Below are 14,260 nucleotides of genomic sequence, written 5' to 3'. Positions count from 1 at the left end.
GACCGAGCCTATAGCCCGGTGTCGGAGAGGACGGCGCTCCCACCTGCGCCGCCTCTGGGGGAAAACAGACGAGCCTCAGGGCTCCTACGCGGCCGACCCACTTTCGGCCACGGACAGGAACTCCTGGGCGATGGCGGGCAGCCGCCGTCGCGCGTGAACGATGGCGATCACCCGGCGGACCGAGGGATCGAGGGTGCGGACCACGAGCCCGGCGCGGGCGGCCTGCTCGGCCATCCCCCGGTACCAGAGCATCGAGGCCGTACCCGAACGTACGGTGCTCAGCCAGTTGCCGCGCTCGTCGAGCTGCGTCGCCACCACGGGGGCCACACCGTGCTTGGCGAAGAGCGCGTCGAACTCCCGGCGCCGGGAACTGCCCGGAACCGGTAACACCAGCCGCATGCCGTTGAGTCTCCTCATCGGCACCGGGTCCGGCAGGTCCACGCCGGGCGGGGAGATCAGCACGATCTCCTGGCGCTCCAGCGGATGGCTGATCAGATCGGTGGGGACGGGCAGGTCCGTCAGGCCGAGGTCGGCCCGCTGGTCCCTGATGGCGCTCACCACGCCGTCCCGCCCGTCACAGCGGACGATGTGAATGCGCACACCCGGATGTTCTGCGGTGTACGCGGGAAGGAGGCGTCCCGCCAGCCCCGGTTCGAGGCTGGGTATCGAGGCGATGCGGAGCTCCGCCTCGGACGCGTGGCCGTGCGTGGACAGTGACTCGATCTCGCGGACGGCGTCGAGTGCCTCCCGGGCCAGCTTGACCACCCGGCGTCCCTGGGCCGTGACGACCACGCCACGTCCGGAACGTGCGAACAACGTCATCCCGAGCTCTCGTTCCAAATCCCTGATCGCACGGGAAAGGGCAGGTTGTGCGATGTACAGCGACCTGGCCGCGTCGGTCATGGTGCGATGCTCCGCCGTCGCGACCACATAGCGGAGCTGCTGCAGATTCATGATTTGAAGCTAGGTCACAAGCCCTGGATCGGTCCGGCACATCGCGGAGATCACCTTGGATGATTTCGGAATGTAATCGAATGCAGCGACATCCGTGACGGATGATAAATCAGTATGCTTACGCCCCAAATTCGGCAAAAGTCCGGACCTGTAGCTCATATCGGACGCTCGGGTCGACGGGGAGACAGCGTGACAGGCAACGGGCACTATCCTCCACCGCCCCCTCCACCTCAGGAGGGACCGCCTCAGACACCGCCCGGCTGGGCCGCCCAGGGCCACCCCCAACCGCCACCGGGACAGGGATATCCGCACCTGCCCCTGTATCCGGGCCAGGGAGGCCCACCGGCGCCGCCGCCGGGACATCCACCCGCATTACCGGGACAGGGAAACCGTCCAGCGCCGCCGCCGGGGCACGGGAGCCACCCGGCGTCGCCGCCAGGACAGGGATTCCCGCCCGGGTACGGGTACCCGCCCGCACCCTCCAGGCAGCCACCCCCGCCGGGCCAGGGGTACCCACCGCAGGGACCGCCGCAGGGTCCGCCCTACGGACCACCGCACGGCCCGCCTCACGGACCGCCACAGGGACCGCCTCACGGACCGCCGCAGGGCCACCCCCAGCCGCCGCATCCGGGATATCCGCCGCGTTTCCCGCCCCCGCAGATGCCCCCGCAGATGCCCCCGCAGGCGCCTCCGCGGCAGCCACCGCCGGGACAGGGGTACCAGCGGCAGCCGACGCGCCCCGCGGGCCCGGCGCCGTACGGGCATCCGGGTCCGGCGCCGTACGGGCATCCGGGTCCGGCGCCGTACGGGCATCCAGGCTCACCGCCGCCGGACCCCCGGCAGCGGCACGCCCACCCGCCGCCGCAGTGGCAGCCGCAGCGTCCTCGCTCCGGCGGCGCCGGGGCGATCGTCGGCGGGATCCTCGGCGTGTTCGCGCTGGTGTTCGTCGGGCTCGTGGTGCTGGGCGCGGTGGCCAAGAACAGCCGCCGCTCGGACCCGGTCTCGCCGATCGCGATCCTGCCCACCTCACTGGACAGCAGGCCGACGTACAGGCCTACCTCGGAGCCCTCGCGGACCGCGTCCGCCGAGCCGAGCCGGACGACGACCTCCTCCGACATCTCCGAGAACACCATCACGCCACCGGTCAAGGTACGGCTCAACACCACCCTGGAGAACAACACGCTCTACCGGGCCGGGGGGCTTCCCCGGGTGAACTGCCCGGCGGGGTCGGCCAGCATCTACAGCCACAGCCAGCTCAAGGCGCTGATCCTCAAGACGTCCAAGTGCATGGACAGGGGCTGGTCGCAGATCATGCGCAGGCAGGGCATCGAGTGGCGCCCGCCCGGCTACGCCCTCACCCCGACGAAGGGCCGCGGCGCCTGCGGCGACTTCCCCTCGCCGGGCAGCATGGTGCCGTACTACTGCCCGCGCAACACCACCATCTACGCCTCGACCAGGGCGATGGCGCGGGGGGTCGGCAACTCCGGCGGGTACGGCTCCATCACCGAATGGCACGGCGGGGTCATCAGCATGATGGCGCACGAGTACGGGCACCACGTGCAGCACCTGTCGGGACTGTCCGACACCTGGTGGCAGCGGTCGCTGCGTTCGAGCAGCCGCAGCGGGAAGCTCGCGCTGAGCCGCAGGTTCGAGCTCCAGGCGACCTGCTTCGGCGCGATGTTCATGCGCTCGGTCTCGGCCAGCTACCCGGTGACCCCGGCCCGGCGCAACACCCTCTACTACTTCTACTCCCGCGTGGGCGACTGGCCCGGTTATCCCCGCGACCACGGCTCCCCGGCGAACAACAACCGGTGGTTCCGCCAGGGCTACGAGAAGAACAAGGCGTTCCAGTGCAACACCTGGTTGGCGCCGTCCTCCTCGACGTCTTAGCTGACGTCACGACTTAAGGGATCATTCACCACAGATTAGTCATCTGTCTGTCATGTCCAGGTATGGGGACTAGAATCCTGGCAAATTCTGTTCAATCGGGGAACCCTGGCCGTTTTGGCAGGTAGACCGGGGCAAAAGTAGTAGGAAGCGGTGTGACGATGCGCCTTGGGCAAGACTCGGGGGATCTCGCCGGCGACAGTGGGAAACGGCGCCCCCGGCGCCGCAGCGGAGGCCAGGGCGCGAACCGCGGCGGCAAGCAGGGTCCGGCCGAGACGCGAATCCCCCCGGGCCCGCCCGGCACGCCCCAGGCCCAGGGCGCTCCCACCGGCCAGGACGCGCACAACGGGCTCCGGCCGGTCCCCGACCTGGTCCAGGGCGCACCGGACAATCGGGGGACGCCTCCCCCGCAGCCCCGGCCCGGCGCACGGGCCACCGCCGAGGGACAGGAGGCGCGTCCCCTCCAGGACACGCACAACGGGCAGGGGACGAGCCCTTCCGTCGGCGTACTCAACGGACAGGGGGTGAGCCCGTCCCCCGGCGTGCAGAACGGGCAGGGAACGAACCCCCCGCACGGCGTACGCAACGGGCAGGCCACGCACAACGGGCAGGAGCCCCTTCCCGCTCAGGGCGCGGCCGACGGCCGGACCGCCTCCCCCTCGCAGGCCGGAACGGTCACGCGCCCCGGCCAGGAAGCAGGCCAGGGCCCGGGAGCGGGACAGGGTCAGGGAACGGGACACCCTGGAGGACCCGCCGGATCTCCTCCAGGTCCCCCGGGACCTCCCGGACCTCCCGGCCCTCCCGGTCCCCCCGGGTCTCCGGCCTCCGCCGGGAAGCGGCCGAAGTTCGCCAAGCCGCTCACGGTCGGTGCGCTCATCGGCTGGACCGCGCTGTCGGCGATCCTCCCCGGCGCGGCGCACCTGCGCGCGGGACGCCGCCGCACCGGGTACATCCTGCTCACGGTCTTCGTCGCGCTGCTGCTGGCCGCCCTGGTCGGCGGGCTCGTCCTCAGCGGTGAGGGGAACACGGGTTTCCTGGCCCGCGACAGCACCCTGATGGCCGGGGCGGTCCTGGCCGTCGTCGGCGCGGTCGCCTGGTTCCTGCTGGTGCTCTTCTCCTACGTCTCCCTCGGGCCCAACCGGCTCAGCGGCAGGGGACAGATCGTGTCGGGCGTCGCGGTCGGCGTGCTGTGCGTGTCGGTGATGGCGCCGTTCGCGCTGACCGCGAGCACCGTGATGACCGTCAAGGAGGCGGCCAACAGCATCTTCGAGAGCGCCTCGGACAACCCCACGGCCGCCCCCGTCAAGCACGAGGACCCGTGGGGCGGCCGCAAGCGGGTGAACTTCCTGCTCGTCGGCGGCGACGGCGCCGGGAACCGGGAGGGCGTGCGGACCGACAGCATGACGATGGCCAGCGTGCACGTCGCGACCGGCAACACCGCGATGTTCAGCCTCCCCCGCAACCTCCAGCATGTCCGCTTCCCGCCCGGCAGCGCGCTCGGCAAGCGGTTCCCCGACGGCTTCATGCGCGAGCTGCCCAACGGCGGCCTGCTCAACGAGGTCTGGCAGTACGCCGAGGACCACCCCGAGGTGATGCCCGGGGTCAAGAACGGGCAGCGGGGCCCCCGGGCGCTCATGGACGCCATCGGCTACACGCTCAACCTGAAGATCGACTACTACGCCCTGGTGAACATGTTCGGCTTCGCCCACCTGGTGGACGCCATCGGCGGCCTCAGGATCAGGGTGGAGCGGGACATCCCGTGGGGCGGCCTCTACGGCACCGCCGGGACCATCAAGGCCGGATACCGCAAGCTCTCCGGCGAGGAGGCCCTCTGGTACGGGCGCTCCCGCGTCGGCAGCGACGACTTCTCCCGGATGGCCCGCCAGCGCTGCGTCATCGGCGCCTTCGCCCAGCAGGCCACCCCGTCGGTCGTGCTCACCAACTTCGCCAAGATCGCGGGCGTGGCCAAGAAGATGGCCAAGACCGACATCCCCCGCGAGCTGCTGGAGCACATCACCGAGCTGGGGCTGAAGGTCAAGGACGCCAGGATCGTGAGCCTCCAGTTCGTGCCGCCGCAGTTCTACACCGGCTCGCCCGACTGGCAGAAGATCCGTGCCGCGACCGCCAAGACACTTCGCCGGTCACTGCAGCCCGCCCGCCGCCCCCTGGCCGCGACGGCCTCCCCCGGCGCGAGCGGAACGAACGGCACGAACGGCACGAGTGGCGCGACACCCAAGCCCTCGAAGACGGCCGTGGCCGCCGCCCCGAGCCAGACCCCCACCCAGAACGGCGAGGCCGAGTCCCTGGACGAACTCTGCGGATTCTGACCACCCCGCCCTGACCCGCCCCTGACGACCGGCGGCCCGGCCGTCGATGACGGCTCCGCACGCGTGTGGCCCGTCCTCCCCCACGGGAGGACGGGCCACATCGCTTTCCCGGACCGGACCCCTGTCCGGGACCTCAGGGCTCAGCCGACCTTGACCCCACCGGCACCACCGGCACCCCCGGCCACCCCGACCGCCCCGGAGCTCCTGGGCAGCAGGACGAAGGCGCCCAGGTAGACCAGGCCCGCCACGATCAGCAGTCCCTGGTAGCCGACGATCAGCGCCAGGTACTCCAGGCAGCCGCCGACCATCGCGCCCAGCAGGTTGGCGCCGAAGGACACCGTGGCGTCCGCGGAGTCGGCGAAGCGCTTGGCGAACACCACGTTCGCCGCGAAGATCGGCAGGAACGCCACGACCACGGCGGTCACCGCGCGCAGCGGCAGCGGCAGGCTCAGCAGCCAGGAGTCGGGCACCAGCCAGGCCAGGACGAGCCCGGCCAGCAGTACCCCGTACATCACCGGCAGGGACGGCACCCTGAAGCGGCGTGTCACCTCCACCGCGGCGAGCACGGCGACCAGCACCCCGCCGAACACGATCGCGTTCACCACCCAGGTGGTGCCGAACAGCAGCGCGAACCCGGTGACGCTCTTCGTCTCCAGCAGCAGGAACGCCACCCCGAGCAGGAACAGGTCGGCGTACGGGCGCATCCGCCGGTACGGACCGGCGACGGCGCGGACGGCGAGCAGGCTCACGATGAGGATCAGACCGAGGGTGATGAGGTAGATCTGCGGGATCGTCTGGTCCTTCAGGTACAGGAAGGGCCGGTCGTCACTGGCCGGGGGCGGGGTGTCGGCCTTCGCCCCCGCCCACTCCGAGCCGCACCGCTGCGCCTCGGCGGTGAGCCCCGCGGTAATCACCGCCTGCTGGCCAGTCTCGCTCACGATGTCGACGCAGGGCTTGTGGCCGAAGGCGGCCTGCATGGTGGAGCCGAGGCGGTCCACCAGCCAGGTCTCGCGGTAGTAGTTGTACATCGAGAAGGCGCCACCGGGCTTGAGGTGGTCCCTGGCCGCCTCCATCGCCTGCCGGGTGAACAGGTAGCTCTCCAGCCGCAGCGAGCTCGCTCCGGACACCAGGGTGAGCGAGTCGGGCAGCGCGAAGAGGATGAGGTCGTACTTGTCGGAGGTCCGTTCCAGGAAGGCGCGGCCGTCGGTGACGTGGGTGGTGACCCGGGGGTCGCTGTAGGGACTGTCGGGGTGGTAGGAGCGGCCGAGTTCGAGCAGCTTGGGGTCGATCTCCACGGCGTCGACGTGCTTGGCGCCCTTCGACAGCGCGATCGACACGTCGGTGCCGCTGCCCGCGCCCACGATGAGCACGTTGTCCAGCTTGCCGGAGGCCGCGCGCTCGTACGGCAGGGCGTACTGGCGCTCCCACTCCAGGCGGCTCTTGGCCGGGGTGGCCTGCTGGTGCGGGATGCCGTTGACGTCGATGTTCATCAGCGGCACGTCGTTCCAGTAGCCGCGCACGTAGGTCACCTTGTAGTACGGCGACCACAGCGCCCCGGCCGTCAGCGTCTCCGTCGCGAGGACGCCGACGACGATCAGCGACGGCACGAGCAGCGCCGCGCGGGCCCAGACCTTGCGGGGCCACAGCAGCACCGCGTAGGCGATCGCGGCGATCGTGCCCCACACCACCGGGGGCGCGCTGAGGAACGACAGCGCGGTGAACAGCGCGATGCCGCTGAGACTGCCGATCAGGTCGTAGCGGTAGGCCTCCAGCCGTTCGAGCTCGGGGAAGCACCGCCCGACCAGCTCGGCCGGGCCCATCAGCACGATCGCCGCCGCGGCGAAGATCACCGGCAGGATGAGCCAGGGGGGCGGCCCGCTGGCGCTCAGGCTCGTCCAGTACAGGACACCCTCGGTCTGGCGGTCCACCGTGACCGGGAAGAGCCACACGACCAGGACCAGGACGGCCAGCACGATCGGCGAGTAGTACGGCTGCCGGGTGCTGCGTCCCACCCGCAGGAAGCCGAGTCCGATGCCGAGGAAGGACCCCAGCAGGACGAAGTTGGTGAAGTAACTCAGATGGACGATGTTCGACCCGGTCCACCGGATCAGGGCCAGTTCCAGGAAGAGCATGAAACCACTGGCCACTATCAGCCGGGGCCGCGTGCTCAGCCAGTGGGTGTGCCGGTCATCGGGGCTGGGGGGTGGAGTCGTCTCCGCCTCTGCGGTCATGACGCCCCACGCTAGTGATCGGCACCCGCGCAGGGAAGGAAATCCGCGCCCATCGTTTGTAATGGTTCGTCCTATGAGTCCAGATAGGGAGCGGTTTCAACGGCTGGACGCGACCGAGGCGGATGAAGGAACGTGGTGATCCCCGATCCCCTCGAGCCACGGTGGTGCACATGCGGGTCCTGCTCCAGCTCCGTCCCTCTCCCGACGTCGTCGCGGCCGTGGCCGACCCCACGGTGAGCACCCCGGCGGCCGACGTCGCCGACGCGCTGCCCGGGGTCGTCGTCGACCCCTCCTTCGCCCCGGTCCTCACGCCCCGGCCCGTTCCCGAGGCCGGGGGCGACCCCCTCTCGCTCAACCAGCCGCTGACGTTCTCCTTCGCCGCGGACCAGGCCTCCGTGCTGGTCCGCGGGGAGATCTCCGACGACGAGATCTCCACCCGCGTCGCCCTGCTGCCCTCGTTCCGCCCGGACGTCGTGGGGGTCTTCGCCGACCCGGTGATACAGCGCGGCCTCACCTGCGGCGGAACGCCCCCGGTGGGCGACTGGCACGACGTGGAGCGGCTGCTGAACGTCGCCGAGCTGGCCCGCGAGGGTCTCGACGGCTCGGGCGTCGCGCTCGCGGTGCTCGACACCGGCATCAACGCCGCCCATGTGGCCCGGCGCCTCGACCGCCCCGTGGCCCTCGACGCCCAGCACAGCTGGAAGCCGTCGGGGGTACGGGGCGAGGCGGGCGAGTTCCCCGTCGACCACGGCAGCATGTGCGCCTTCGACGCGCTCATCGCCGCGCCGAACGCGTCGCTGATCGACGTGCCCGTGCTGCTGTCCCGGCGCCCTGGCGGCAGCGCGCTGGACGGCCTGCTGTCGGACGCGGTGGCGGCCTTCGCCCACCTGCGCACCGTCCTGGAGGCCCAGCCCGCCGCCTCGCGCTCCCTGGTCGTCAGCAACAGCTGGGGCTCCTTCTCCCCCGCCTGGGACTTCCCCGCGGGCCACCCCGGCAACTACTCCGACAACCCCGCCCACCCGTTCAACCTCATCGTCGCCAGCCTGGAGCGGGCGGGCGCCGACGTGCTGTTCGCCGCGGGCAACTGCGGGCGCGACTGCCCCGACGGCCGGTGCGCCTACCCCGGCCGGCCGATCACCGGCGCCAACTCCCATCCGCGCGTCCTGTCGGTCGGTGGCGTCGACGTCCGGGGCGAGCGGGTCGGCTACTCCTCGCAGGGGCCGGGCCGCCTCACCGCCCGCAAGCCCGACCTGTGCGCCTACACCCACTTCTCCGGCTCGGCGGCCTTCGGCGCCGACGAGGCCGACTCGGGCACCTCGGCCGCGTGCCCCGTCGCCGCCGGGCTGGTCGCGGCCGTGCGCACCGTGTGGCCCTCCTCCCGCCTGTCACCCGCCCAGCTGCGCACCCTGCTCCGGCGCACCGCCGACGACCACGGCGTCATCGGATACGACCACGACTACGGCTACGGCGTCGTCGACACGGCCGGAATGCTCGCCTCGTTGCGCCGCCGCGCCAGGCGCGTAGCGTGAGTGCATGCTCCTGATCACCGTACGGCTCCCGCCCGACGCGACGCTCGCGCAGGCCATGCGGCGCCTGGAGTTACCCGAGGAGGACGTCGACACCGACTACGGCCTGGTGCTCATCGACCCCGACCAGGGCCTGTACGGCCTGCGGGTGAGCGAGACCGCCGCCCGCCGGGTCGCCCCGGCGGGCGAGGGCCCCTACTCCGACCCGAGGATCGAGCCGTACGGCCCCCCGGAGTGAGTTCTTCCGAGCGCTGTCCGGGCTGGAGCCACGGTCAGGCGTTCTCGCGGTTGAGGACGCGGGTTCCCACCGCGACGCGGAGCACCGGCAGGATCGCGGTCACGGCGACGCCGAGGCCGACGGTCCCGTTCGCGTAGTGGCCGTCGAACAGCTCGCGCACGGCCTCCGGCACGTGGCGGAACGGTGTGGCGCGCGAATTTCAGAGCCACCGCAGAAATGGCCCGGCACCTAGGGTGGGCCCATGAGCGAGGGTCCGCGCGAGCGTAAGAAACGGGAGACCAGGCAGCGCATCTCCGACATCGCCACGTGGCTGTTCGTGACGAAGGGCTTCGACAACGTGACGGTGGCCGAGGTCGCCAGGACCGCCGGCGTGTCGGTCAACACGGTCTTCAACTACTTCGGGACCAAGGAGGACCTCCTCTTCGACCGGCAGGAGGAGGTGGAGGACCTGCCGAGCAGGGTCGTCCGGGAGCGGAGGCCCGGCGAGAGCCCGCTGGAGGCGCTGCGCCGCGACTTCCTGGACGCGCTCGACACCCGCCACCACCGCTACGGCTTCCACGAGGGAGGCGACGCCTTCACCCGCATGGTCTCCCGGAGCCCGTCACTCAACGCCCGGCTGCGCGAGATGCGGGAGGGACGGGAGAAGGCCCTGGCCAGGACGCTCGCCGAGGAGGCCGGCGCCGACCCCGGCGACCTCACCCCCGCGCTCGTCGCCGCCCAGGTCAACGCGGTGCTGCACCGGCTGACGACCCACTCCGCCGAGCGCGTGCTGGCGGGCGAGACCCTCGACGCCATCGCCCCCGACCTGCGACGGCACGCCGAGCGGGCCTTCGAGCTGCTGGAATCGGGCATCGGCGCTCACCTCACCCGTTCTCAGCGTCAGGACCTACCCGTCCGGGTCATCCGGCAGCCCTGCCCGCCGGCGGCGGGTGGCGCGACGGGTCCTCCTCGTCCAGCCGTCAGCCCGCCATGAGGTACAGGGGGGCCCAGTGGGACTGCACCGCGCGGAAGTCGGTGAAGAAGACCCGGGTGGAGCAGTCGGTGGACAGGTAGGTGCACGTGGCCGGGCGCTTGGGGTCCCCGCCGATGATCACTCCGGCGGCCAGGACGGAACTGAAGTTGCTTTCGAGCGTGAACACCGGTCCACCGCTGTCCCCGTCACCCGCGGCGAGCTCGCCCTGGCGCTGGTCGCCGACCGACACCGCCCGGGAGACGTGTGTCCTCCAGTCGAGGGTCGAGCCGGTCTTCGAGATCTTGATGTCGCAGTGGACACCGCTCGCCGCGCCGGAGGTGCAGACGAACGTGCCCTTACGCGGCGCGGAGGTGCCCTGGACCGGCTTGGTGAACTCCGACCCGTCACCCACGCCGCCGTCCCACATCCAGCCGGTGATGGACGTGCCCGGGGCCACCGCGATGAGCGAGGTGTCCAACTCGGGGTTGACCGCCTCGACATGGCCGACGAGGACGCTTCCGGTGTACACCCGTTGCCCCACGTAGTCGACGCAGTGCGCCGCACCGAGCAGTTTCTCGGTCTGGGGCCCGCCCGGCCCCTCGGGCAGGGCCACCGCGGTGAAGGCCGCGCTGCAGCCGTTGATCCGGATGCCGCCCTCGAACGGCGAGCCTCCGCCCCTGCGGCCGTCATAGGGCGTGACCGGCTCCTCCACCTCGGTGCGGGTCACGAGCGGCTCGGTCACGGCCCGTGTGACGGGCGTTCCCGGCGTCCGCACGACACCCAGTTCCAGCCCGCTGCCGTCCTCCAGCGGTGTCACCCGGTGGACGTCGCCGCCGGCGCTCAGCCCGTGCTTCCGGATGATCCTGTCCGCCTGCTCCCGCAGCTCCTCGGCGGAGTGCGCCGCCGCGTGCACCTCCACCCGGACGCCCGCCGGCGCCTTCGCCGTCGCGACGTCGACCGCCCGCGGCGCGGCGCCCTTCCAGTACAGGTGGACGACGCCGGCCGGGACGTCCAGAACGACGCCGGCGAACCCGGAGCCGCCGGCCTTGCCGGCCGCCTCCAGTTCGTCGGCCAGGACGAGCATGGGCGCCTGCCGCCGGACCAGGTCGGCGTCGCCGGTCACGGGCGACGCCGACCGGGCCGGTCCGGGATCGGCGAGAGCCGGCGAGAGCGGACCGAGAACCACGGTGGCGGCGGCGAGCAGCGCCACCGTCACGGTTTTCGCGCTCTTGGAGGGGAATGCGCTTTTGGAGGGGAACGTACGACGTGACATCTTTTCACCTGACATCTGATGTGGGCCACATCTCCTGTGGCCTTCGCGGGCGCTCGGGGGCGGGCGCCGTCACCGCGGAGCGATGAGCACTCCGCCGACGCGAGCGATTCACCCCGTGCTGAACCCGCGGCCGTCCGGGACCGTCGCCCGGCTACGACAGATGCTGCGCGCGGACCCTTGTAAGGATCTTGTGAAGCTCTTGTGGGGCCCTTGGGGGCGACTGCCCTCCGGGAGACCGCCCGCCGGGCGCCATGCCGGACGGGAGCCGGTGGTGCCGCCAGGGAAGACAGCCGGTGATCGCGTCGATGCCTCCGTACGGCGAAGATCGAGTGACCGTAATGTCGCGCGATATGCGTAATGGGTCCGGAACTTCACCAGTCCGTTATGATCTTGGCTGTCTCGGCCCCTTCGACCCCCAGGAGCCCCCCGTGCTCTCGCGCGAGCGTCTCCGCGCCCTGCTCGAAACACACCGTTTCCAGCAGTTCATCGTCGCCGTCATCGTGGTCAACGCGGCCACGCTCGGACTGGAGACCTCGGTCACGGTCGTCGAGCGGTACGGCACGCTGCTCACCGCCGTCGACCACCTGGCGCTCTACATCTTCGTCGCCGAGCTGGCCGCCAAGCTCTACGCCTACGGCTGGCGGTTCTTCCGCAACCCGTGGAACCTCTTCGACGCCGCGATCGTGACGATCTCGCTGCTGCCCACGGCGGGCGGGCTCTCGGTGCTGCGGGCGCTGCGGATCCTGCGGGCGCTGCGGCTGATCTCCGTGGTGCCGAGCCTGCGCCGGGTGGTGACCGCGCTGCTCACCGCGATGCCGGGGATGAGCTCGATCGTGCTGCTGCTGGCACTGGTCCTCTACGTGACGGCGGTGATGGGCACGAAGCTCTATCACGTCACCGCCCCGGAGTACTTCGGCGACCTGCCCACCTCGCTGTTCACCCTGTTCCAGATGATGACCGGTGACGCCTGGTCCGACATCACCCGCGAGGTGATGGCCCACCACCCGTCGGCATGGGTGTTCTTCGTGGTGTTCATGCTGGTGTGCACCTTCGTGGTGCTGAACCTGTTCATCGCGGTGGTGGTCAGCGCGATGGAGGAGGAGCACGCCGAGGAGTCCGTGCAGGCGACCGAGCAGCTGGGCAGGGCGGTCCTCAGCGAGCTGGCCACGCTCCGGGCCGAGGTTCGGGAGCTGCGGGACCGGGTCCCGGTGACGCCGAACGGCGCCCCGATCCCGGCCGCGAACGGCGGCCCCGCCATGAACGGCGGCCTCGCCACGGCGGGGAACGGCGGCGGCCCGGCCGCCGGGAAGACGGCCGCGAACGGCGACGCGAGAAAGCCCGCCACCCGGGGGGCAGCGGGCCGGCGCCGCGGATCGGCGTCAGGTCAGCGCGAGTAGAACTCCACCACGAGCTGCTCGTCCACCGGGACCACGATCTGCTCGCGCAGCGGGCGGCTGAACAGGGTGAACTTGAGCTCGGCGTGATTGACGTCGAGGTAGGCGGCGATCCGGTCGTCCGCGTACGTGCCCTCGGACGCGGCGGCGAAGGGCTGCATCCGGCGTGACTTCTCGCGCACCGCGATGACCTGGCCCGGCTTGACCAGGTAGCTGGGGATGTCGACCTTGCGGCCGTCCACGGTGATGTGGCCGTGGGCGACGTACTGGCGGGCCGCGTAGATGGAGGGAGCGAGGCCGGAGCGCAGGACCAGGGAGGCGAGACGCGACTCCAGCAGCACCACCAGCTCCGCGCCCGCACGCCCGGTGCCGCGCAACGCCAGGTCCCAGTAGCGGCGCATCTGCCGCTCGGAGACGTCGTAGTACCAGCGGAGCTTCTGCTTCTCCATCAACCGCAGACCGTAGTCACCGGTCTGCCGCCGGTTGGTCTTACGGCCGTGCTCACCCGGCGGGTAGGGGCGCTCCTCGAAGTAACGGACCGCCTTGCGGGTCAGCGGCACGCCCGCCCTCCGGGACAGACGCACCTTCGGTCCGGTGTAGCGCATGCTCACTCCTTTGTGGTTAGGTCTACCTTAGTTAGGCAAGGCTAATCTTACACAGCAGTATCTCCCGACCTCAAGGAGAGCCGGTCCATGCAGCCCGTCACCGCTCCGCCGATCCCCGAGCGGGTCCGCACCCTCGCCGCCACCGCCGCTCCCACCCACGTGTCCGTCTCCGGAGCCACCGGTCCCGCGACGCCCGCCAAGGGTGGCGTGGACGACGCGGGCCGCCCCGTGCTGCTCGTCCTGCCGGGCGACCCGCTCTATGACGCGCGGGACGAGCCCGTGGTGACCGTGGACCTGACGTCGAACCGCTCGCTGGGAGAGCACGAGCTGTCGCGCGGCCTGCTCAAGGTGCAGGGCTGGGCGCAGGCCGTGCCCGAGGCCGAGGTGAGGAAGACGGCGGTGGCGATCGCCGAGCGCTGCCCCGACGAGGCCCTGTTCGAGGTGCTGGAGGGGACGGACGGCCCCCGGCTGCTCCGCGTCGACGTCGGCAGGGTGATCTATCTCACCGGGCCCGAGTCGGGCGTGCTGGACGCCGAGGAGTATCTCGGCGCCACCCCCGACCCCCTGATGGGCGAGGCCGAGCGCATGCTCCACCACATCAACGACGCCCACCGCAGGCAGCTGGAGACCGCGCTGGGCTCCCTGCTCGCCGCGCCGGTGCCGGAGGCGTGGCTCTGGGAGCTCGACCGCTTCGGGGCGACCGTCCGCTGCGGCGTGGACGACCCGACGCTGATCCGGCTCCCCTGGCCCTCGCCCATCACCGACGCGGAGTCTCTCGAACACGCCGTACGCTGCCTGCTCTGCCATCACTGACGGAGCGACCGCCGGGACCGGGGAGATCGGGGTAGGGAAGAGGGCCTGGAAACGGCTGCC

The 14,260-nt window shown here is 71.2% G+C and carries 12 protein-coding genes; 7 read left to right on the top strand and 5 right to left on the bottom strand.

Annotation, left to right across the window (positions count from 1 at the left end):
* Window positions 1-84 precede the first annotated feature (84 nt).
* The gene (locus tag ACFYWM_RS03960) at window positions 85-954 is read right to left on the bottom strand and encodes a LysR family transcriptional regulator (protein WP_350966547.1); all 870 of its coding nucleotides are present in this window, start codon (window positions 952-954) and stop codon (window positions 85-87) included.
* Between the two features lie 672 nt (window positions 955-1,626).
* Between ACFYWM_RS03960 and ACFYWM_RS03955 the strand changes: the two genes are divergently transcribed.
* Window positions 1,627-2,844 (top strand): neutral zinc metallopeptidase, encoded by a 1,218-nt coding sequence (locus ACFYWM_RS03955; protein ID WP_389908174.1) that lies wholly within the window; start codon window positions 1,627-1,629, stop codon window positions 2,842-2,844.
* 158 nt (window positions 2,845-3,002) lie between these two features.
* Window positions 3,003-5,168 carry an LCP family protein gene (locus ACFYWM_RS03950; protein ID WP_389908266.1) on the top strand — a complete coding sequence of 722 codons (2,166 nt, stop codon included), beginning with the start codon at window positions 3,003-3,005 and terminating at the stop codon, window positions 5,166-5,168.
* 140 nt (window positions 5,169-5,308) lie between these two features.
* On the opposite strand, the gene ACFYWM_RS03945 is transcribed toward ACFYWM_RS03950, so the two are convergent.
* Window positions 5,309-7,399 (bottom strand): spermidine synthase, encoded by a 2,091-nt coding sequence (locus tag ACFYWM_RS03945; protein WP_389908172.1) that lies wholly within the window; start codon window positions 7,397-7,399, stop codon window positions 5,309-5,311.
* 170 nt (window positions 7,400-7,569) lie between these two features.
* Between ACFYWM_RS03945 and ACFYWM_RS03940 the strand changes: the two genes are divergently transcribed.
* Window positions 7,570-8,928 (top strand): S8 family serine peptidase, encoded by a 1,359-nt coding sequence (locus ACFYWM_RS03940; RefSeq protein WP_389908170.1) that lies wholly within the window; start codon window positions 7,570-7,572, stop codon window positions 8,926-8,928.
* 4 nt (window positions 8,929-8,932) lie between these two features.
* Window positions 8,933-9,163 carry a hypothetical protein gene (locus ACFYWM_RS03935; RefSeq protein ID WP_389908168.1) on the top strand — a complete coding sequence of 77 codons (231 nt, stop codon included), beginning with the start codon at window positions 8,933-8,935 and terminating at the stop codon, window positions 9,161-9,163.
* A gap of 34 nt (window positions 9,164-9,197) precedes the next feature.
* On the opposite strand, the gene ACFYWM_RS03930 is transcribed toward ACFYWM_RS03935, so the two are convergent.
* Window positions 9,198-9,335, bottom strand: coding sequence for a hypothetical protein (locus ACFYWM_RS03930; protein WP_389908166.1), 138 nt, complete (start codon window positions 9,333-9,335; stop codon window positions 9,198-9,200).
* A gap of 69 nt (window positions 9,336-9,404) precedes the next feature.
* Here ACFYWM_RS03930 and ACFYWM_RS03925 point away from each other — a divergent pair, with 69 nt between their 5' ends.
* Window positions 9,405-10,136, top strand: coding sequence for a TetR/AcrR family transcriptional regulator (locus ACFYWM_RS03925; protein WP_389908164.1), 732 nt, complete (start codon window positions 9,405-9,407; stop codon window positions 10,134-10,136).
* On the opposite strand, the gene ACFYWM_RS03920 is transcribed toward ACFYWM_RS03925, so the two are convergent.
* Complete coding sequence (locus ACFYWM_RS03920) at window positions 10,123-11,388, bottom strand: hypothetical protein (RefSeq protein ID WP_389908162.1); 1,266 nt, start codon at window positions 11,386-11,388, stop codon at window positions 10,123-10,125. The two genes, ACFYWM_RS03925 and ACFYWM_RS03920, sit on opposite strands and share 14 nt — an antisense overlap.
* A gap of 428 nt (window positions 11,389-11,816) precedes the next feature.
* Here ACFYWM_RS03920 and ACFYWM_RS03915 point away from each other — a divergent pair, with 428 nt between their 5' ends.
* A complete protein-coding gene (locus tag ACFYWM_RS03915) occupies window positions 11,817-12,785 on the top strand; it encodes an ion transporter (RefSeq protein WP_389908160.1) in 969 nt (322 codons plus the stop codon).
* On the opposite strand, the gene rpsD is transcribed toward ACFYWM_RS03915, so the two are convergent.
* Window positions 12,773-13,387, bottom strand: coding sequence for a 30S ribosomal protein S4 (rpsD, locus tag ACFYWM_RS03910; protein ID WP_389908158.1), 615 nt, complete (start codon window positions 13,385-13,387; stop codon window positions 12,773-12,775). The genes ACFYWM_RS03915 and rpsD overlap by 13 nt on opposite strands.
* Before the next feature lie 87 nt (window positions 13,388-13,474).
* Between rpsD and ACFYWM_RS03905 the strand changes: the two genes are divergently transcribed.
* Window positions 13,475-14,200, top strand: coding sequence for a DUF2470 domain-containing protein (locus ACFYWM_RS03905; protein WP_389908156.1), 726 nt, complete (start codon window positions 13,475-13,477; stop codon window positions 14,198-14,200).
* Window positions 14,201-14,260: the final 60 nt, after the last annotated feature.

The sequence above is a fragment of the Streptosporangium sp. NPDC002721 genome, assembly GCF_042888905.1.
Taxonomy (GTDB): Bacteria; Actinomycetota; Actinomycetes; order Streptosporangiales; family Streptosporangiaceae; genus Streptosporangium.
This window is presented reverse-complemented; position numbering and strand designations above follow the sequence as displayed.

Excerpts from the sequence above, each read along its gene's own strand:
- ACFYWM_RS03940 (WP_389908170.1), top strand. The coding sequence starts at position 7,570 with ATGCGGGTCCTGCTCCAGCTCCGTCCCTCTCCCGACGTCGTCGCGGCC.
- ACFYWM_RS03905 (WP_389908156.1), top strand. The coding sequence starts at position 13,475 with ATGCAGCCCGTCACCGCTCCGCCGATCCCCGAGCGGGTCCGCACCCTC.
- ACFYWM_RS03960 (WP_350966547.1), bottom strand. The coding sequence starts at position 954 with ATGAATCTGCAGCAGCTCCGCTATGTGGTCGCGACGGCGGAGCATCGC.
- ACFYWM_RS03950 (WP_389908266.1), top strand. The coding sequence starts at position 3,003 with ATGCGCCTTGGGCAAGACTCGGGGGATCTCGCCGGCGACAGTGGGAAA.
- ACFYWM_RS03955 (WP_389908174.1), top strand. The coding sequence starts at position 1,627 with ATGCCCCCGCAGGCGCCTCCGCGGCAGCCACCGCCGGGACAGGGGTAC.
- ACFYWM_RS03925 (WP_389908164.1), top strand. The coding sequence starts at position 9,405 with ATGAGCGAGGGTCCGCGCGAGCGTAAGAAACGGGAGACCAGGCAGCGC.
- ACFYWM_RS03945 (WP_389908172.1), bottom strand. The coding sequence starts at position 7,399 with ATGACCGCAGAGGCGGAGACGACTCCACCCCCCAGCCCCGATGACCGG.
- rpsD (WP_389908158.1), bottom strand. The coding sequence starts at position 13,387 with ATGCGCTACACCGGACCGAAGGTGCGTCTGTCCCGGAGGGCGGGCGTG.
- ACFYWM_RS03920 (WP_389908162.1), bottom strand. The coding sequence starts at position 11,388 with ATGTCACGTCGTACGTTCCCCTCCAAAAGCGCATTCCCCTCCAAGAGC.
- ACFYWM_RS03935 (WP_389908168.1), top strand. The coding sequence starts at position 8,933 with ATGCTCCTGATCACCGTACGGCTCCCGCCCGACGCGACGCTCGCGCAG.